This is a genomic window from Mucilaginibacter tolerans, assembly GCF_030519375.1.
Classification (GTDB): domain Bacteria; phylum Bacteroidota; class Bacteroidia; order Sphingobacteriales; family Sphingobacteriaceae; genus Mucilaginibacter.
In genome coordinates, this window is sequence record NZ_JAUMKB010000002.1 from 177,818 (window position 1) to 197,535 (window position 19,718).

The following is a 19,718-nucleotide window of genomic DNA, read 5'->3' on the forward strand; positions in this document are numbered from 1 at the left end:
AAAATCATGTCATTGCGATGAACGGCCCGTGTGGTGAAGAAGCAATCGCTTTGCCGTACAGGGCGAATTGGTTTATCAGGGCGCCAGGGCGGGCTATTCATTCATACTGCACAGGCATTAGCGACAAGGCAGGTATCCATTGCTATCCCCCGGCGCCTTTTGTTTCGTTCTATATTTTGTTATACCCTAAAGAACGAAACGGCACAACCATGTCATTCTGAACTTGTTTTCAGCATGACTAAATTTATAAAACAATTAATCTCGGATTTATTATTGCAAACTGCCAACCATTAACTGCAAACTGAACTACCTAATCATCACTCCCGGCTTATTCAGAATAGGAAGCTTAATAAAATTGGATTCAACAATGCTTTCGGGCAGGAAGATGAACTTTTTATCGAATATTTCGCGGCCTATGTAGTAGCTGAGCCAGTATTCATTGTTGAGGCCAAAGGTGGATTCATCTATAGGCTCGATTAAAGCGTAAGCACTATTTTCAACCAGCGGGAACATGTGACGCAGGGTAGAGGTCTTAATGGGTTCGCCATTCTTTTCACCATAGCCTTTTGAGGTGATCAGCACATTTTCTATCGGTTCATTCTTTAGGTTGATGAGATAGACATACCATGTTTTGCTTTCTACACTCTCACCCTCCAGCGCTACCGCAATGGCGATATCCTTTACAATATTTTCAGGGATGTCTTTTTTCATTTTATTAGTTGATTGGGTTGATTGAGTTGGATTAGGTTGATTAGGTTAAACTCATTCAACTTAATCAACTATTTAACGCAATCAACTATAACTACTTCTTCTTCACAAACTTCTTTTTCGGTGCTTTGGCTTCGGCCTCGGCCAGGGCCTTGCATTCCTCGTAGGTGAGGTCCTTGGGCTCTTTGCCCTTTGGTATCTTAACGTTTTGTTTGCCAAATTCGATATAAGGCCCCCAGCGACCGTTCAGTATTTTCACATCCGGGTTTTCGTCGAACGTTTTTATCAGGCGCTCCGAGTCACGTTTACGTTTATCCAGGATAATCTCGATGGCCTGCTCTTCGGATACATCCAACGGGTCGATATCCTTTGGCAGCGAGTAAAACGCACTGTTGTGACGGATATAGGGGCCGAACTTACCTATGGCAACCGTCATTTCCTTATCCTCAAACAGGCCTACTTTTTTAGGCAGCTTAAACAGTTCGAGCGCATCCTCCAAAGCAATGGTCTCGATGCTCTGACCTGCGCGCAGACTGGCATAAAGCGGTTTTTCTTCTGTATCGCTGTCGCCGATCTGCACAAATGGCCCGAAGCGGCCAATACGCACCGATACCTTTTTACCATTATCCGGATGGACACCCAGATCGCGCTCACCAGTGGCTTTATCGGCTGTCTCGATGGTATTCTGCACCTCTTTGTGGAAAGGGTTATAGAATTTGCGGATCATGTCGGTCCACTCTTCCAACCCCTGTGCTATCTCATCAAATTGTTTTTCTACTCCGGCGGTAAAGTGATAATCCACGATTCCTTTAAAGTACTGCACCAGGAAATCGTTCACCACCGAGCCGATGTCTGTCGGGAACAATTTACCGCGTTCAGCGCCTGTATTTTCAGTTTTTTCTTCTTTGGTGATGTTAGTACCTTTCAACGTCAGCACTCTAAAGTTACGCTGCTTGCCTTCGCGGTCTTCCTTAACTACATAACCACGGTTTTGTATCGTAGATATAGTAGGGGCATAAGTGGACGGGCGGCCGATACCCAACTCTTCCAGCTTCTTTACCAGGCTTGCCTCAGTGTAGCGGGCAGCAGGGCGCGAGAAACGCTCGGTAGCAGTTATTTCCTGCATATCAAGACGCTGACCTTTGGTTAACGGTGGCAGCATGGCGTTATCCTCATCGCTCTGCGTATCTTCATCATCATCAACCGATTCCAGGTATACTTTCAGGAAACCGTCGAATTTCATTACCTCTCCATTGGCTACCAATTCTTCTTTACGTGTTGATATACTGATCTTTGCAGTGGTTTTCTCAAATAAAGCTTCACTCATTTGGGAAGCGATGGCACGTTTCCAGATCAGCTCATACAGACGTTTTTCAGATGGATCCCCATCAATGGTGTGAGCATCAAAATAGGTAGGCCTTATAGCTTCGTGGGCTTCCTGAGCTCCGGCGCTCTTGGTTTTATATTTTCTTATCTGATGGTATTTTTCGCCATAAGCTGAGTTGATTTCTTTTGCAGCTGCGTTTAACGCCGTATCAGATAAGTTCACCGAGTCGGTACGCATGTAGGTGATCTTACCCGATTCGTACAGCTTTTGAGCAACCTGCATGGTACGTGATACCGAAAAGCCCAGTTTACGGCTGGCTTCCTGTTGCAGGGTAGAAGTGGTGAATGGTGCAGCCGGAGAGCGTTTGGCAGGCTTGGTTTCAAGTGAATTCACATTGAAATCGGCACCAATACAGTCTTTAAGGAATTTTTCTGCGTCTTCCTGCTTTGCCCAGCGCTCGGATAGTTCAGCTTTAAATGCTTCCTTACCTTTACCAAATATAGCAACGATCTTAAATGCCGCTTCTGACTGGAATTTGTTGATCTCACGCTCACGGTCGACTATTAGCCGCACCGCAACGGATTGTACACGTCCTGCCGACAGTGATGGCTTTACTTTTTTCCATAACACGGGAGAAAGTTCAAAACCCACTAATCTATCCAATACACGGCGTGCCTGCTGAGCATTTACCAGGTTATAATCTATTTTACGTGGATTCTCTATCGCCTTTAAAATGGCAGGTTTTGTTATCTCGTGGAATACGATACGTTTGGTAGAGGCATCTTTCAAACCCAAAGTCTCAAATAAATGCCAGGAAATGGCTTCTCCCTCACGGTCCTCATCGGATGCGAGCCACACCATTTCGGCTTCCTTGGCTAATTTCTTTAACTCGCTTACTACCTGCTTCTTATCAGCAGGAACTTCATATTTTTGGGCGAAGTTATTAGCGATATCGATCGCATCTTCCGACTTCACCAGATCGCGAATATGCCCATAGCTTGACTTTACGGTAAAGTCTTTGCCGAGGTATCCCTCGATCGTTTTGGCTTTCGCCGGAGATTCAACAATGAGTAGATTTTTAGCCATTAAACCAATTATTTTTTTGCAAATAAAACATAAAGAAAGGGAAACGCAAATTGTTTGTGGGAATATGGTTGGAAAGTTGAAAAGTTGAAATGTTGTAAGGTTAGTTGTTTCGTTGGGGTGTTTCCCTATAACGAACGAAACAAAATTAACCTTTCAAACAGAATTAAATCAGGAATCCGCCGCCTAACAAGTCGTTACCTTCGTAGAATACAGCCGATTGGCCGGGAGCAATACCGCTTACATTATGGGTGAAATCCACCTTCATGTGCTCGCCCATCTGAACAATGGTGCTTTGCGTGCCGGCATCTTTGTAGCGTATTTTGGTCACCGCATCGATAGGTTCGGTGATGCTTTCATATTTAACCAGGTTAAGGTTGCGCACCCAGGCTTCTTTGCGTTCCAGCTCTTCCTGTGTGCCTAAAACCACGGTATTGGTATGCGGATCGATACGGGTAACAAACATCGGATGGCCTAAAGCAATTCCCAGTCCTTTACGCTGGCCGATGGTATAGAAAGGATATCCCTGGTGCTGGCCTACTACAGTACCGTCTGTGAGCACGAAATTACCCTTGCCTACACGCTCATCCAGATCTTCTACTTTATGGCGCAAAAAGGCCCTGTAATCGTTATCAGGCACAAAGCATATTTCGTAGCTTTCACTTTTTCCGGCTAATTCTACCTGACCCATATCTAAAGCCATCTGCCTGATCTCTGCCTTGGTAAAGCTCCCTAAGGGGAATTTAGTACGGGCAAGGTTTTTCTGAGACACACCCCAAAGTACATAGGATTGGTCTTTGTTTTCATCCAACCCCTTTGATACTACATAACGACCATTATCATGCATACGGATATTGGCATAATGTCCGGTAGCTATAAATTCACAGTCGAGTTTATCTGCACGCTTTAATAATGCTTCCCATTTAATGTGGGTGTTGCATAAGACGCAAGGATTAGGGGTACGCCCGGCGAGATATTCGTCGACAAAGTTATCGATCACAAAATCACCGAATTCGCTGCGTATATCGAGGATATAATGAGGAAAGCCATAACCAACGGCAAGTGCACGTGCATCATTGATACTATCAAGGCTACAGCAACCGGTTTCTTTAGAGCTACCGCCTGATGAAGCATAATCCCACGTTTTCATCGTAAGGCCGATCACCTCATAACCCTGTTCATGCAGCATAATCGCCGCAACCGAGCTATCAACTCCGCCACTCATCGCCACTAATATCCTGCCGTGCTTGCTCATATTTGGCGCAAAGATACGGTTTTGAAATTGGTTGTTAAGTCAATGGATGGTAAATTGTGGGTGGAAATAAACCAGTTAATCAATGATTGGTTAACCAGGGGTGTTTCATGGGAGTGTTACAAAATAAAGAACGAAACACCTCGCTTCATTCACTGTACAAAAACCGTCTTTATATTCACAAACTCATGAATACCAAACAAGCCTAATTCACGGCCGTAGCCTGATTGTTTGATGCCGCCAAAAGGCAAGCGTGGATCTGATTTAACCAGCGAATTGACAAAGCAGGAACCCGCCTGTAACTGTGTGGCAGCTATTGTTTCACCTTTATCTTTGTTTTTGGTGAATATAGCTGCTCCTAAACCGAAGGCGGAATCATTGGCCTTACGTATGGCATCGGCCTCATCTTTGGCCACAATAATGGATGCTACAGGACCGAATAACTCGTCATCATAAGCAGGCATACCTGACTTTACTTTGGTGAGGATAGTTGCAGGATAAAAGGCATTTTTACCTTTTGGCAACGTACCTCCTAAAATGCATTTAGCGCCTTTTTTTATAGATAGTTTTACCTGTTCGTGCAATTGGTTACGCAGATCAATGCGTGCCTGAGGCCCTATAGCTGTGTTGACATCTAATGGATCACCCAGCTTTTTGGCTTTCATTTTATTTAGAAAAAGCTTTGTAAACTCTTTTTCTACTGATTTTACGACGATAAAGCGCTTAGCAGCTATACAGCTCTGACCGCTGTTAATCATACGGCTGTTCACACAAGTTTCTGCGGCTTGCTCCAGGTCGGCATCAGACAGGACAACATAGGCATCGCTTCCGCCTAACTCCAAAACCGTTTTTTTGATAAGCGCGGCCGCCTTTTGTGCTACCATTCTACCGGCGTTGGTACTGCCTGTGAGGGTGACAGCCTGAATTAAAGGGTTTTCGATGATCTTTTCGACCATCGTGTTGTTTACCATCAGCGTTTGGAAAACATAATCCGGAAAACCTGCCTGGTGAACAACTTCTTCAATTGCCTGCGCGCATCCTGGTACATTGGAGGCATGTTTTAAAACTCCACAGTTACCGGCAGCCAACGCAGGGGCGAGGAAGCGAAATACCTGCCAGAAAGGAAAATTCCAGGGCATTACCGCCAATACCACACCAATAGGCTGAAAGGTTACGAAGCTTTTAGAAGCATCAGTTTCAATTACCTGATCACTAAGATATTTTGAGGCATTAGCAGCATAGTATTCGCAGACTGCCGCGCATTTTTCAATCTCGGCAACACCCTGGTTCACGGGCTTGCCCATTTCATGAGCCATCAGTATGGCAAATTCTGATTTACGGGTTTGCAATACCGCGGCCATATTGGTCAAAAGTTTGCTGCGCTCTTCATGAGAGGAGTTTCTCCACTTAAGCCATGCCTTATGCGTTTGAGCAATCTTTTGTTCAACCTGTTTGGCTGTATGCGCGTGGTACTGTTTTAATACTTTTCCGTTGACCGGATTGACTGAAGTTAGGTTCATAACTATCTACCTGTCAAAGGTAAACAGTTGTAATAACAAATAGTTAAAAAAATTAGCCGGGAACCTATCAATAAAATGTGCCTTGTGGCACATAATTAAACAGCTCCAGGTCATTCAAATCATTTATTGGTCTGCATACGCCATTGTTAATCAGGATTATTCTATCACTGGCAGCGATGATATTCTGATAATCATGATCAGTTATTATAAAACCTTTTGATGAACGAAACTCCTTGATCAATTCTACAATGACTTGCTTGTATAAAGGTTCCACTCGGGAAAATGGTTCATCAAGCAAGATAAATTTAACATCCAAATTTACCAGGAGCAGGATCTCAAGATACCGCAATTCGCCTCCGGATAATTCTGATACCCGTTTTTTGAGGTGATTTTTTAATCTCAAATCATCTTTTATCTTTTCTCTTGCAGCGAGAGACGCTACATAAATATTAATAATGTCCTGAACAGAAATATTTGTAGGCAAAAAACCGTGCTGGGGCATATAAGCAATTAAATTCCCATTTTTATAAGGTTGATGATAAACCTTACCGTTTATACGAATGAACTTGTAGTGTGTGAAGAGTGTACCAAAAATAACCTTAAACAAGGATGACTTACCGCAGCCATTTCGTCCAAGTATGCCAATAATATCACTTGTCTCACATCTCAGAAAGCAATCTGTCAGTATATTTTTCTCGTCAAAGGAAATTACAACACTATCAACTTCCAACAGATTTTTCATGATCAAATAAGTTTTAGAACAATGAATATTACAAGTGCAATCAGAATATTGCCCAAGCAAGAAAAACCTATCAGTTTAAATTTAGATAGTCCTCGATTGTAATAAAAATAATATTGTTGCTTATAGAACAGCTCGAAATAAAATACAGAAAGTATCAAACCGAAGAAGCAAAATGATATCGCAAAAGCAGGGAAGTGAAATAAAACCCCAAAAAGTATTGAAACAGGAAGATTTACTCCTAAGAGCGTTTTATAATAGTTGAGTATAACGGCGAAATTTCGCTTCAAAGTAACTGTGATTGGTTGTTAACCAATAAACGAAAACTTGAGCCAATTGTTATATATAGCTAGCTATGGATTGCGCACCTGGCCGTTGCCTTCAACAACCCATTTATAGCTGGTGAGTTCCTGCAAACCCATCGGTCCGCGGGCATGCAATTTTTGCGTACTGATACCAATTTCAGCACCCAAACCAAACTGGGCACCATCAGTAAAAGCCGTTGAAGCATTTACATATACTGCTGCTGCGTCAACCTTATTCAGGAATATTGCTGCATGATTTGCATTCTCTGTAATAATAGCCTCACTGTGTTTTGAGCTATGACTGGCGATGTGATTTAAACCCTCATTAAAGCTATCCACCGTTTTGATGGCCATTTTGTAATCTAAAAACTCCGTACCGAAATGTTCAGGTTGAGCTTTTTGCAACAAGTTATCAGGATAATTACCTTTTAATGAGGCATAGGCCCTTTCGTCAGCGAATATTTCGACATCCTTCTCAGCTAACTTTTCAGATAATTCAGGCAGTTCAGATAAACGCGATGAATGTACCACTAAACAATCCAAGGCATTACAAACGCTAACACGTCTGGTTTTAGCATTAAAGACGATCTCGCTACCTTTCTGAAGGTCCCCGGTTTCATCAAAATAAGTATGAACTATACCGGCACCGGTCTCGATCACAGGCACCTTACTTTGTTGTCGTACACGGTCGATCAGACCCTGACTACCACGTGGTATCAGCACATCGATATAGCCAATGGCATTTAAAAGTGCCTCAGTAGCCTCTCGCTCAGGAGGTAAAAGTACCGCTACATTTTTATTGATACCATGCTTAGCCAGCACATCATGAATGATCTTGATTATGGCTTTGTTGGAATATTCAGCATCGCTTCCGCCTTTCAGAATACATACGTTACCTGTTTTAAAACAAAGAGCAAATACATCAAAAGTAACGTTAGGGCGAGCCTCATAGATCACTCCGACGATACCCAATGGCACACTGATCTTTTTTATATTCAACCCGTTAGGCATGGTCTTTTCTGACAGGATATGGCCAAGCGGATGGGGTAGGTTGGCCACATTCACCATATCTTTAGCGATATCCTGTATGCGGGATTCGGTGAGTTTTAGACGATCATATTTCGGATCGTTTATATCCATACGATCAAGGTCTTTTTGATTTTCCTGCAACAGGAGCGTAGTTTGTGCAACTGCGGCTTCAGCCAGATTATTCAACACAGCAACTATCGTCTCAGGCGAGACACTTACAATGTCCCGTCCGGCTAATAATGCATCTTCAAAATATTGTTTATATTCCATCTCGTAAAATCAAAATGCGCTCAACTGTTCCGACCTGTTCCACTTATACTGTTACACAATAACGAACGAAACAGCACTATCACTAACTCTGCAAATAAAGATAATCATAATGCACCAGCGCTTTCTGGTTTTTATGGCCAATGCGCTCCCGTGCTTTTTCTGAACCGTATTCGGCTATGCCTAAACCGATCAGTTTATCATGCTCATCTACCAATTTTATGATCTCCCCTTTATTAAAATCAGCTTCTACAGTTACTATCCCAACAGGCAACAAACTTGTTGCTTTGCTTGAAAGTAAAGCTGTTTTCGCACCCTCATTTACCTTAACCACACCTGTTGCATAATGCACAGAATGCGCTATCCATTTCTTTTTACCAGATTTGGTCTTGTCAGGTATAAATCTTGAGTGTATCACTTTATCTTCCAGCACATCAGTCAAAATATTATCCCGGGTACCATTAGCAATATGCACTGCTATGCCTAACTGCGCCACTTTTTGCGACATGGTTGATTTGGTGATCATCCCGCCACGGCCAAACTGTGAACGCCCGGAGGAAACAAAGGCAGATAGATCCAGCGACGAATTATCAATCTCCTCAATTACTTTTGAGCCTGGCAATTTAGGATCACCGTCATAGATGCCATCGACATTTGTGAGCACTATCAACGCTTGTGCATTTAGCATCGATGCGATCAGCCCCGCGAGTTCATCATTATCGGTAAACATTAATTCAGTTACCGAAACCACATCGTTCTCATTGACAACGGGTATTACCTGGTGCTGTAAAAGTACTTCAAGACAGTTGCGCATGTTGAGGTAATGCAACCGGTCACGGAAATCTTCTTTGGTAACCAGTATCTGCGAGCAAAGCATATCAAACTCACTAAACAGGCTGGAATAAGTATTGATGAGCTTTACCTGACCTATAGAAGCTAATAATTGCCTTGCGGCTACTGCATCGGCCTTTTCAGAAACGGCGATCATACTACGTCCTGAAGCTACCGCTCCTGACGATACCAATATTACCTCTTTCCCTTGCTTTTTAATTGCAGCAATTTGTTCCACCAAATGGCCAATGCGTTTCAGATCGGGTAAACCATCTTTTTGCGTCAAAACATTTGATCCGATCTTTACTACAATGCGGTGGTAATTAAAAGCCATTGGGTATTCCTATAATTCAGGCCCCAATATTAATAAATTATAGCTGATTGATGGGAATAATAGGTGATAATAATTACCTTTTGAAAGTAGGTGGGTTCACTTATCTAGCTTAAGGGACGCGATAGTAATAAAATGGGGGAGTTTTACAGATGTATCGGGTTTCCAGCCAATGGTGGCCTTAACCGGAAATGTGGTACCGGAGGTAATTCCGGAATTAGCAGGAATCTGATATGACCGGTAAACAGTTGAGGTGTCTTTATCAAATACGATCAAATAGCCACCACAAGTCACGCACGCTCTATAATCCAAACTAATAGTCCCATGGTCAGTAAATAAAGCAGATGCCGGCAGTTGGCGCCCTTTCTTGCAGGCCGTAAAAGCTATAGCCAGGAGTAAAAGCATCATGATTTTACGAGTATATCTTTCCATTGCCTTATTAATTAAAAACCAATACGTTATCTTGTTTCTAAACGCTACAGTTAATCATCATAGAAACAAAATCTTTATTTAATACTTATGCATTAAAGATACGGGGTAAGCAGCAAATGAAAAGACTAATTTTATCGATCGTTTTAAGCATGGCCGCCGTTTTGGCATTTGGCCAATCTAAAGCTAAAACCAAAGATACCTCAAGAAATATTCCAACGACAACCAATACGGCCTTCAGAGTAAAGTTTAATGATGTATTTAAGCGAAATACCGACGGTTCTTATTCAACTTTATACCCGGTACAGATTAACGGTGATAATTGGTTCCGGAGCGTCGTTTCCGGTCGGTACACCCTTTGGTGGGGTAGATGTGGGGGCCTACGCCGGACATGATATAATGATTGATACGGTAAACAGAGTGGTTATTATCAGGAGATTTCTAAAATAGTTTGAATAAGAATACAGCATAAAAAATCAGCAGAATTCTCTGGATCTTAAGAAATCTGTAAATTCTGATTTAGACAACCATTAACTAATAAACCCTTTCACATATTCCTTGGTCAGTTCCTTTTGTGGGTTTAGTAACAGCTCTTCGGTGGGGCCAAATTCAATAATCTTACCCATGTAAACAAAGATGATATAATCGGATACACGGCGCGCCTGACGTAAGATATGTGTTACCAAAACAATAGTATACTTTTGTTTTAGGTGGATAAACAAATCCTCGATAATACTGGTGGAAACCGGATCGAGTGCAGAAGTGGATTCATCACCCAATATGATCTCCGGCTCGACAGCAAGTCCGCGTGCCAGGCATAACCGCTGCTGCTGACCGATTGATAAGCGTGTCGCAGGCGCATGCAGACGATCTTTTACCTCGTTCCACAAACCTGTAGCTTTTAATTGAGTTTCCACCAATTGATCCAACTCCACCTTTTTGGGGTTACCGTGCAGGCGCGGACCGTAGGCCACGTTATCGTAAATCGACATCGGCAGGGGGTAAGGGCGTTGTGATAATAACCCCATCTTTTTACGAATGTGGGTTACTTCGGCTTTTGGATCATAGATATTTTCTCCATCTAACAATACTTTACCGGTCACTTTTACATCTGGCGTATCATCCAATAAACGGTTGAATGATTTCAGCAAAGTAGTTTTACCGCAGCCTGAGGGCCCAATTATGGAGATCACTTTTTTGTTGGGAATATTGATGGTAATATCCTTCAGTATCTCGTGGTTGCCGATGCTGACATTTAAATGCTGAACACTAATATGCGGATTGTTTGTCATGGCTACTGAATTTTGTTTTTTGAGAACCGTTTTGCCAGTAGGGATGATAAAACGGTGATGATCAATACTACGATAGTTAATATTAAAGCTGAAGCATACGCCCGTCCCTGTACTTCTTCTACTGGGCTGCCTAACTGAAAGAATATGGCTAAAGGAAGTGTTGCTGCAGGCTGGTGTAAGGATGTGGGAATATTATCGCTAAAACCGGCGGTGAATAATACTGATGCCACATCGCCAATAGCACGGCCGAAGGAAAGCAGTATAGCCGTAAAGATTCCCGGCCGGATCTGTCGCAACACTACTTTAGACATTTCCCAACGGGTTGCCCCTAAGGCTAATGAAGCATCGCGAAGCTCTTTGGGTACGGTGATGATTACTTCGTCCAGCGTGCGCACCAGGATGGGAATCACCAATAGTGTTACCGCAACAATACCACCGAGCAGCGATGCCTTGATACCAAAGTATACCATAATAAGAAACCCGAATGCTCCATAAACGATGGATGGGATACCAAACAGGACGTCAAATGCAATGCGAAGCGAGTTGGCAATAACATTGCGGCTTCCAAGGTACATATTGATGTATATGGCTACCGGTATACTGATGAGTAATCCTAACACAGTAGCGCCGCCTGCAATGTACAAAGAGCCTATGATGGCATTCAGAACACCACCTTCCTTACCAATATAAAAACCTCCGCCGGGTATTTTGGTGATTATATCCCAGTTCATAAAGGGTACACCTTTGTAAAATATGGTACCAACAATCAGAAAGAAACTACCGGCTACAATAACAATAGCTAGCAGCATCAAGACTTTGAAAAAGTTTTCTTCTAATTTTCGCCTGATCATGCTGCAAGTTTCCTTTCCAATCGGGCCAGTATCACCCTTGATATAATGTTGAACAATAAAATGATGATGAATAATAACAAGGCCGCGAACATCAGTGCAGAATCGTACATAGGTATGGATAGCATCTCGCCATAATTATTGGCGATAAGGGCTGGCAGGGGATAACCTGAATCAAATACCGAGTGTGGCACAGCGGCATTATTCCCGCAGACCATCAGTACAGCAATGGTCTCGCCAAATGCACGGGAAATGGCTAATACAGTAGCAGCGATAATTCCCGGTTTTGCTTTACGCAGATATACTTTTTTGATTGTTTCCCATTTGGTAGCGCCTAATGACAGGGATGCTTCCTTTAGTTCTTTCGGAATAGTATTTAGCACTTCACATACAATACTGACGATGAGCGGAAATATCATCACCGCCAGAACAATTCCACCTGCCAATACACTGTATCCAGTAGAAAATTCGACAAAATGGGGTGCAATGTGATTTTGAATAAGCGGAATAATGAAAAGTACCCCCCATACGCCAAAAATTACCGGGGGTATGCCCGACAACAGGTTGACAAAGGGAACCAGTACTTTCCTGACCCGCGGGTGTGCATATTCGGTGATATAAAATGAGCTAAGGAGACACAGGGGCAATGCAATAATGATCGCAATACCTGTAACCCAAAGTGTGCCCATGATAAAGGGGAAGAAACCGAATAATCCTTTGAGGGGCTTCCAATCGCTCGATGTAAGCAGTGTCCACCAGGACGAATTAGCCAGTACAGGTATAGATTTATAATATAAACCAATACCTATTACCAACACTACCGAAACCGATAGTATAGTGAGTAATAGCATTAGTTTCGAAAGAACTTTATCTTTTAATAGCCTAAATTGCATTATATTGGTTAGGTTGATTAAGTTGCATTGAGTTAGATTAAGTTGATTGAATTGGGTATTAAAACTTAATCAACTCAATCAACCACTTAACTCAATCAACTAAATATTAGTTAACTTTCTTCAGCTCCTCGGCTATTTTCTGTTTTGAAAGCTGGATATACCCGTTTTCGTCAACATACTTCTGGCCTTCGGTCAGTACAAATTTTACAAATGCCACCAGTTCCGGTTTGGTTGGTTTTCCTTTAAACAGGAACCCAAGGTTACGTGCCGGAGGAGATGGGTATTTACCCGAAGCGATAGCATCGGTCAGATTATCAATCGTGTCATAGAAATTCTCATCCGGATCGATTTTGCCATTGCCATTTACATCAATAGGCAAAGCATGCACACCCGCAACCTGTTTGCGTGTTTTCAGATCGTATAAGTAAGCAAGGTTGTTGTAACCAATGGCAGTTACATCTTTTTTAACCGCCTGGGCAAGGCCCGGGTCGCCGTAAACACCTACACCAAGCAGGTCCTCCTGCTTTTTGTTGAAGTATTTTGCCCAGGTTTCGGCAGCACCAGCCGCATCTGAGCGTGTGTACACATGGATTGGCACAGATACTTTTCCGCCCAGCTGGTTCCAGTTTTTAACCGATCCGTTAACAAATACATTTAAAAACTGATCGCGCTTCACGCCCTTAGTTTCCAGGGTACTTGCATTAGGATTACCTGTATTATAAGTAGGAACAACAGCATCTTTGGTCACATAAATGGTATAAGCACCTTTTTTTACTTCGGCAGGGTTAATATCCCGTGAAGCAAGGCCGATATCAACCAGTCCTGAGAGCGCATCGGTTATTCCCTTACCTGCGCCGCCTGCTGAAATATTAAATACCACGTTAGGGTGAATCTTTTTAAATTCCTGAGCCCATTTTACGGTGATAGGGTAGAGGGCGAATGCACCGGATATATTGATAGTACCTTTCAAATCATCTGGTGCTGGTTTGTTTTCAGCCTTTTTAAATGATGATAAGGTGATAACTATACCTGTTATGGCTGCAAATGATAGTATAGTTTTTGAATTAAATGATATGCGTTTCATTGTTATTGCGTTTGCGTTTATTAGAATGCAATCTGTAATTGCGCTTCGATTATGTTGTTTTTAATCTGTGTAGTTTCTTCGTGTTTGTATAAATAATCAACAGCCAGTTTTGTCCATTTATTGAACACAAAGTTTACACCGCCATTATAAATGATTGAACGGTCTGTTGTAACAATTTTGCTCGGATCATAAGTATCATATTTTGCGACTAACTGCACCTGGGGAATTACAAAATATCCTGCCTGCGCATACCAGCCGTCGCGATGAACAGAAGCGTCGGTACCATGTAAATACTCAGTAGTTATTGAAAAAGGTCCAGTAACATATCTTGCGTCGAAACCATAGCGATTACGTGCCTGGGTAACAGGATTAGGCACTTTTGTTGTAGCGACAGGGATATCTTCGCCCTCATATAAACTACCGCCTAAATCAAGGCCTTTAAGAGGATGGACGCCTAAACGGGCAGCTATATCCTTGTGGTTGTTATTGTCGGTAGTGGCATTATAACCTGCACCATTAAATACACCAAAAGTATAATCAAACAGATAGCGGTCACTTACTTTGGCAAAGCTTCCGCTCACCTGAATACCCAGATCACGGCCGTTTTGATTTCCAATAACATCTTTTGATCTTTCGGCCAGAGCTTCAACCACCTGTGAACGGTCGATGAAATCTAACTGAGCATCTCCAACCAAACTTTCATAACCAAGCGGAACTTTAAACTGACCAGCCTGGAGTTTCAGGAAATCGGCAAACTTATAGGCTGTGTAAGCATCGAGCAGTTTAGTTGTACCGGCGAACTCAGTATAAACTTCGTATGACCATTGGTCGGTAATATTACCTTTTGCATCCAAACGGGCACGGTGCAGATCGAATGCGTCATTTACCCCGCTTTGGGCAAAACCCTGATAACGGGCCTGTACCAAACCGCTTATTTGTAATGCACGGCTGCCAATAAATAAATTATGCTGATTTTCTCTGTCCTTATCACGTTTCTGCTGCTCCTTTAAGGCCAGATCAGAACGCAGGGAGTCGGCTTCCTGTTGAGTTAATAAATTCTTTTTGATAAGCAGGTTAAGCAGCTCATCATTCGATTGTGCTTTTGATATAATTGCCGTAAAAAGTAGGACGAGTACAAAAAGGGCTCTTTTTAAATAGAAGTGTTTCATGTTAGTACTTAGTTCAAATTATCAGGTTGGGGTTATTATTACTTATTTATTGTTAAAGTTTAATTTTGTATATTCTATTATTTCTATATATTCTACTGATTTAGTAGTGTAAATATCAAATTATTAAGTGAATAAGACAAAAAAGATTTAATATATTTTTCGACAATAAGTCTTAGTTTATTGATTATCAGACCATTAATTTTATTATTTGTATGGGAGCAACGCAAAAAAAAGACCGATAATCAAAGCGACTACCGGTCTTACACCAATAAAATAACCTCAAATTTTATTGTATAGAGTCTCCTTGTTTGATCTCGTCGGAGCCGTGAAGGAGTATTTTATCATTTGGTTTCAAATCGCCGAATATTTCGGTTGAGTCGTTACCGGCCAGGCCTTCTTTGATACCTACCAAACTTGCTTTGCCATCACGAATCGCTATCACATATTCCTTTTCGGTAGACCTGACAATAGCCGAATTGGGTACCTGTAATGATTTTGCCCCCGATACCATCGGTATTTTAACTTCGGCATACATCCCCGGTTTTAGTTTTCCGTTTTCGTTGATTACATCGATCTCAATTGCTTCCTGGCGCATACTACCTAAAGCATTAGCCGAACGACTGATTTTAGCGGTATGTTCCTGTCCGGGCATGGCGTTGAAGGTGAATTTTACCGGTTGAGCTAAGTCGACCTTATCTACATAATCCTCCGGAATGTACACGGTTAGGCGCATTTTGTTAATATCCTGTATGATGAGCATCGGCTGATCGGTTTGCTTGCCTGGAGCAACAAGAGCACCCGGAGAAACATTTCTCTGGACGATCATTCCATCAAAAGGAGCGTAGATGCGTAGATAACCTTGCATGGTACGCACAGCCTCAACATTCGACTGCTCGGATTGCGCCATAGCCAGATCGGCTTTCATTTTGGAACTGGCATTATCCAAATCTAAGGATGACACAGAACCTGGCTCTTTAGCTGCCTCTTTTAAACGCTCATATTTCTCCTTGCTGGCCTGGGCATTTTCTTGCGCTTGCATATATCGTGAATTGGCAGACTGCAATTGCGCTTCCATTTCAGGCGCTTCCAATATTATTAGCAACTGACCTTTTTTCACTATCGAGCCGCGGTCGACAAAGAGCTGTTTTACAAAGCCATTTACTTTCGGGAAAAGGTTTACTTCATTAAAAGGCACTAATTGTCCGGGTAAGCTCGCTGAACTTGACAGTGCTTTTTCCGATACGGTACCAAACTCATATTTACCTGTGTTTTTGTTGGATTTTTCAGTTAAATCAACAGGCTTTTCGCTGCTTGTACATGCTGCAACTAAAGCAGTTGCAGCTATTAATAAATAAGATCTATATTTCATGTTGTTGAATATTTAAAGTGGTGGATTCGGCTGATTGTTCAGGCATCAGCGCCGGGGAATCATAAGTGGTTTTCTCCTGCACCCAGGCAAAAACCATTGGTAGTATGAATAATGCAGCAAAAGTAGAAGCAAACAGTCCTCCAATTACAGCACGGCCCAGCGGAGCAGATTGCTCACCGGCTTCGCCTAGACCCGAAGCCATTGGGATCATACCGGCGATCATTGCCAAACTGGTCATTAAAATAGGCCTTAAACGGATAGAAGCACTGGTTACTGCTGCTTTAGTAGAATCTTTATACTTCAGTCTTAAATTCTCGGCATTGGTTACGATCAGGATCGCATTAGCAACTGACACACCGGTCGACATGATCATACCCATATAGGATTGCAGATTTAACGTACTGCCTGTCATCAGCAACGCAGTGATCGATCCCAATATTACTGCAGGGATGGTCACCAATACAGTAAGCGATACCTTGAACGATTGATAATTGGCGGCTAGCAACAGGAATATAACCAATATGGCAAACCCCAAACCATTTTGCAGACTTCCCAAAGTCTCGGTCAGCAGACCCGACATACCACCAACTTCTGCAATCAATCCTTTGGGTGGCGTGCCGATAGATTTTACTGCTTTTTGCACATCAGAAGTAGCTGTGCCTAAATCCTTTTTATAAATATTGGCGCTGATGGTAATAAAGCGACGAGGACCCGCACGGTCGTACTCAGCGGGTGCGGTGGTGAGTTTAAAAGTAGCTACATCGGCGAGGGTGGGGCTGCTTTTGCCTTTTACAAGCGGGATTTCTTTCAACTCATCCATATTATTCATCACATATTCCGGCACCTGGGCTTGTACCTGGTAGGCGTAGGCGTTCTTCTCATCCAGCCAAAGGTTTTTTAAAGTAAAACGGCTGGATGAGGTACTGGCAGTAACAGACCGGGCAATATCGCTCACATTCAAGCCCAATTGCGACACTTTCAACCTGTCGAGCGTAATGGCAATTACCGGGTAATCTAAAGGCTGATTGATCTGTACATCACGCAGATAAGGGATTTGTTTCAATTTATCTAGTACCTTATAGCCATAGTTTTTTATCTGATCAAGATCCTTTCCGGCTACCTGCACTTCAATCGGGGTATTGGCCCCAAGACTCATGATCTTTTCAGTCATATCTATCGGTTCAAAGGTGATGGTCATCTCAGGCAGAGCATGGGCAATATTTTTTCGTAAAGCATCCTTCAATTCGTCCATATTAATATGGTAATCTTCATCCAGGTTTACCTGCAAAACCGCTTCATGCGTACCTGTATTAAATACGTACAGGTTACTGCTGCCGAAACTGCTCGGTACCAAACCAATGTACCCGGAAGTGATCTTCACGTGGTTGTTTACCGTTTGATTGATGATGCGGAGTACTTCTTTAAACTTATCCTCTGTGCGTTCCAGCCTGGTTCCCTGTGGTTCTTTTATCCGTATCTGGAATTGTCCGTTATTGAGTTTGGGCATCATGTCCTTGCCAATTATCACAAAACCTGTAGCCGCCAGGGCAATCACAACGATCAGGTAGGTAAGCACATAGAATTTTTTGCGCGGCATCATGTGTTTGATGATCGCGATGAAGCGCATTTTAACGCGTTCGAACAGGTCGTTTTCTTCTGGATGCTCTTCCTCCTGTTGTTGGTGCATTTGTACCTGTTCTTCCTCTGTTTCATCGAATGTTCCGCCAGCATGAGCGTGTATTTTGCCGTGATGATAATGCTGGTAGCGTTCGGCCTTGATCAACCAGTTACTCATAATTGGTACCAGGGTTTGTGCCAGCACGTAGGAAACGATCATGGTCAAACCGATCGATAACGAAAGCGGCAGGAACATCGCCTTAGGCACGCCGTTCATCATAAAGGAAGGCGCAAATACGGCCAGGATACATAATAAGATGAGCAACAGCGGAAATGATATTTCTTCACAGGCATCGAAAATTGCTTTACGTTTGGATTTACCCATTTCCAGGTGCTGGTGAATATTTTCTATCGTTACCGTAGCCTGATCGACCAGAATGCCTATGGCTAAAGCCAAACCGCTCAACGTCATAATATTGATGGTTTGACCAAAGAGGCTCAATAATAACACGCCAATCAGGATTGATACAGGTATCGTGATCACTACGATCAGACTGCTTCGCCAGTCGCGCAAAAACAGCAACACCATTAACCCCGTCAGCAGAGCGCCAAGACCACCCTCAGTCATCAAGCTCTTCACTGCGTTTACTACAAACACCGACTGGTCAAACTCATAAGATATTTTCACGTCGCTTGGCAACAGGTTCTGCATTTCCGCCAGTTTACCTTTCAAACCCTGTACTACCGACCAGGTAGATGCCGATGCCGTTTTTACAACAGGTATATATACCGAGCGTTTGCCGTTGATCAAAGCATAGTCAACAGTTACGTCGGTTGCATCGGTTACCCGTGCTATATCTTTTACATAAATGGGTACACCATTTTTGGTGATTACTGGAATGTTACCAAAGTTTTCAGCGTTTTTAACCAGAGTATTCATTGTAGTCAAATACATGGTGTTACCCACACGCAAGTTGCCCGATGGTGACATTACATTAAATTTCGCCAGGGCTTCAACCACTTCGTCAGGTGTGAGATTAAAGCTTCTCAGCTTGTCAGGGTCAACGCTAAAAACAATGGTTCGTGCGTTGGAGCCAAATGGAGGAGGAGCGGAGAGGCCCGGTATGGTTGAAAACATAGGCCTGATGCGTGTAGCAGCCAGATCGTAGATGTCTTTCAAACTTTCGCTTTTACTATCCAGTACCAACTCACCAACGGGCAGTGAGGAAGCGTCATAACGTATTACCTGGGGAGGCAAAGCGCCTGGAGGGAAGAACCCCTGGGCACGGCTCACCTGTAAAGCAACCTGTGCCGACGCCTCGGCCATATTAGTTGTTTCATAAAATGATATTTTGATAATAGTTAAGCCCTGTATGCTTTTACTGCTGATGTTCTTTACACCGTCTACATACAGGAACTGGTTTTGTAGCCCGGTGGCAAAAAAGCCTTCCATTTGCTGTGCTGACATACCACCGTATGATTCGATCACATAAATGGTAGGAAGGTTAAGCTTGGGGAATATATCTATCGGGATATTCATTGCACGGAGCACTGCAAAAATTAAAAGGCTTACAGTGATCACTATCGTAGTGATCGGCCTTTTCAGTGCGGATGTGACCATTGAC

17 protein-coding genes are annotated in these 19,718 nt (G+C 42.8%); 2 read left to right on the forward strand and 15 right to left on the reverse strand.

Annotated elements, in window-relative coordinates; translation table 11 throughout:
* Positions 1-17 precede the first annotated feature (17 nt).
* On the forward strand, positions 18-221 hold the full coding sequence (locus Q3A68_RS03345; protein ID WP_302899624.1) for a hypothetical protein: 204 nt from the start codon (positions 18-20) through the stop codon (positions 219-221).
* An 85-nt stretch (positions 222-306) separates the two neighbouring features.
* On the opposite strand, the gene Q3A68_RS03350 is transcribed toward Q3A68_RS03345, so the two are convergent.
* The 8 genes from Q3A68_RS03350 to Q3A68_RS03385 form a co-directional block, all read right to left on the reverse strand.
* Positions 307-711 (reverse strand): hypothetical protein, encoded by a 405-nt coding sequence (locus Q3A68_RS03350; protein WP_302899625.1) that lies wholly within the window; start codon positions 709-711, stop codon positions 307-309.
* A gap of 91 nt (positions 712-802) precedes the next feature.
* Complete coding sequence (gene topA, locus Q3A68_RS03355) at positions 803-3,121, reverse strand: type I DNA topoisomerase (RefSeq protein ID WP_302899626.1); 2,319 nt, start codon at positions 3,119-3,121, stop codon at positions 803-805.
* Between the two features lie 163 nt (positions 3,122-3,284).
* Complete coding sequence (gene mnmA, locus Q3A68_RS03360) at positions 3,285-4,373, reverse strand: tRNA 2-thiouridine(34) synthase MnmA (protein ID WP_302899627.1); 1,089 nt, start codon at positions 4,371-4,373, stop codon at positions 3,285-3,287.
* 149 nt (positions 4,374-4,522) lie between these two features.
* Entirely contained in the window at positions 4,523-5,890 is a 1,368-nt protein-coding gene (locus Q3A68_RS03365; RefSeq protein ID WP_302899628.1) for an NAD-dependent succinate-semialdehyde dehydrogenase, read from the reverse strand.
* Positions 5,891-5,957: 67 nt separating this feature from the next.
* Entirely contained in the window at positions 5,958-6,632 is a 675-nt protein-coding gene (locus tag Q3A68_RS03370) for an ATP-binding cassette domain-containing protein (protein WP_302899629.1), read from the reverse strand.
* Between the two features lie 350 nt (positions 6,633-6,982).
* On the reverse strand, positions 6,983-8,233 hold the full coding sequence (locus Q3A68_RS03375; protein WP_302899630.1) for a glutamate-5-semialdehyde dehydrogenase: 1,251 nt from the start codon (positions 8,231-8,233) through the stop codon (positions 6,983-6,985).
* An 82-nt stretch (positions 8,234-8,315) separates the two neighbouring features.
* Positions 8,316-9,395: a glutamate 5-kinase gene (proB, locus tag Q3A68_RS03380; RefSeq protein WP_302899631.1), complete on the reverse strand. Its 1,080-nt coding sequence runs from the start codon at positions 9,393-9,395 to the stop codon at positions 8,316-8,318.
* Between the two features lie 96 nt (positions 9,396-9,491).
* On the reverse strand, positions 9,492-9,824 hold the full coding sequence (locus Q3A68_RS03385; protein WP_302899632.1) for a hypothetical protein: 333 nt from the start codon (positions 9,822-9,824) through the stop codon (positions 9,492-9,494).
* A gap of 116 nt (positions 9,825-9,940) precedes the next feature.
* Between Q3A68_RS03385 and Q3A68_RS03390 the strand changes: the two genes are divergently transcribed.
* Positions 9,941-10,216 (forward strand): hypothetical protein, encoded by a 276-nt coding sequence (locus Q3A68_RS03390; RefSeq protein WP_302899633.1) that lies wholly within the window; start codon positions 9,941-9,943, stop codon positions 10,214-10,216.
* Positions 10,217-10,351: 135 nt separating this feature from the next.
* Here the strand turns inward: Q3A68_RS03390 and Q3A68_RS03395 are convergent, their stop codons facing one another.
* The 7 genes from Q3A68_RS03395 to Q3A68_RS03425 all read right to left on the reverse strand — a co-directional run bounded on the left by Q3A68_RS03395 (position 10,352) and on the right by Q3A68_RS03425 (position 19,714).
* Positions 10,352-11,113: a phosphate ABC transporter ATP-binding protein gene (locus Q3A68_RS03395; protein ID WP_302899634.1), complete on the reverse strand. Its 762-nt coding sequence runs from the start codon at positions 11,111-11,113 to the stop codon at positions 10,352-10,354.
* 2 nt (positions 11,114-11,115) lie between these two features.
* Positions 11,116-11,964 carry a phosphate ABC transporter permease PstA gene (gene pstA / locus Q3A68_RS03400; RefSeq protein WP_302899636.1) on the reverse strand — a complete coding sequence of 283 codons (849 nt, stop codon included), beginning with the start codon at positions 11,962-11,964 and terminating at the stop codon, positions 11,116-11,118.
* On the reverse strand, positions 11,961-12,854 hold the full coding sequence (pstC, locus tag Q3A68_RS03405) for a phosphate ABC transporter permease subunit PstC (protein ID WP_302899637.1): 894 nt from the start codon (positions 12,852-12,854) through the stop codon (positions 11,961-11,963). Before pstC ends, pstA begins: the two co-directional genes overlap by 4 nt.
* A 106-nt stretch (positions 12,855-12,960) precedes the next feature.
* Positions 12,961-13,938 (reverse strand): PstS family phosphate ABC transporter substrate-binding protein, encoded by a 978-nt coding sequence (locus tag Q3A68_RS03410; RefSeq protein WP_302899638.1) that lies wholly within the window; start codon positions 13,936-13,938, stop codon positions 12,961-12,963.
* Between the two features lie 20 nt (positions 13,939-13,958).
* Positions 13,959-15,107 carry a porin gene (locus Q3A68_RS03415; RefSeq protein WP_302899639.1) on the reverse strand — a complete coding sequence of 383 codons (1,149 nt, stop codon included), beginning with the start codon at positions 15,105-15,107 and terminating at the stop codon, positions 13,959-13,961.
* A gap of 286 nt (positions 15,108-15,393) precedes the next feature.
* Positions 15,394-16,476 (reverse strand): efflux RND transporter periplasmic adaptor subunit, encoded by a 1,083-nt coding sequence (locus Q3A68_RS03420; protein WP_302899640.1) that lies wholly within the window; start codon positions 16,474-16,476, stop codon positions 15,394-15,396.
* Positions 16,466-19,714, reverse strand: coding sequence for an efflux RND transporter permease subunit (locus Q3A68_RS03425; RefSeq protein WP_368045651.1), 3,249 nt, complete (start codon positions 19,712-19,714; stop codon positions 16,466-16,468). Before Q3A68_RS03425 ends, Q3A68_RS03420 begins: the two co-directional genes overlap by 11 nt.
* Positions 19,715-19,718 lie beyond the last annotated feature (4 nt).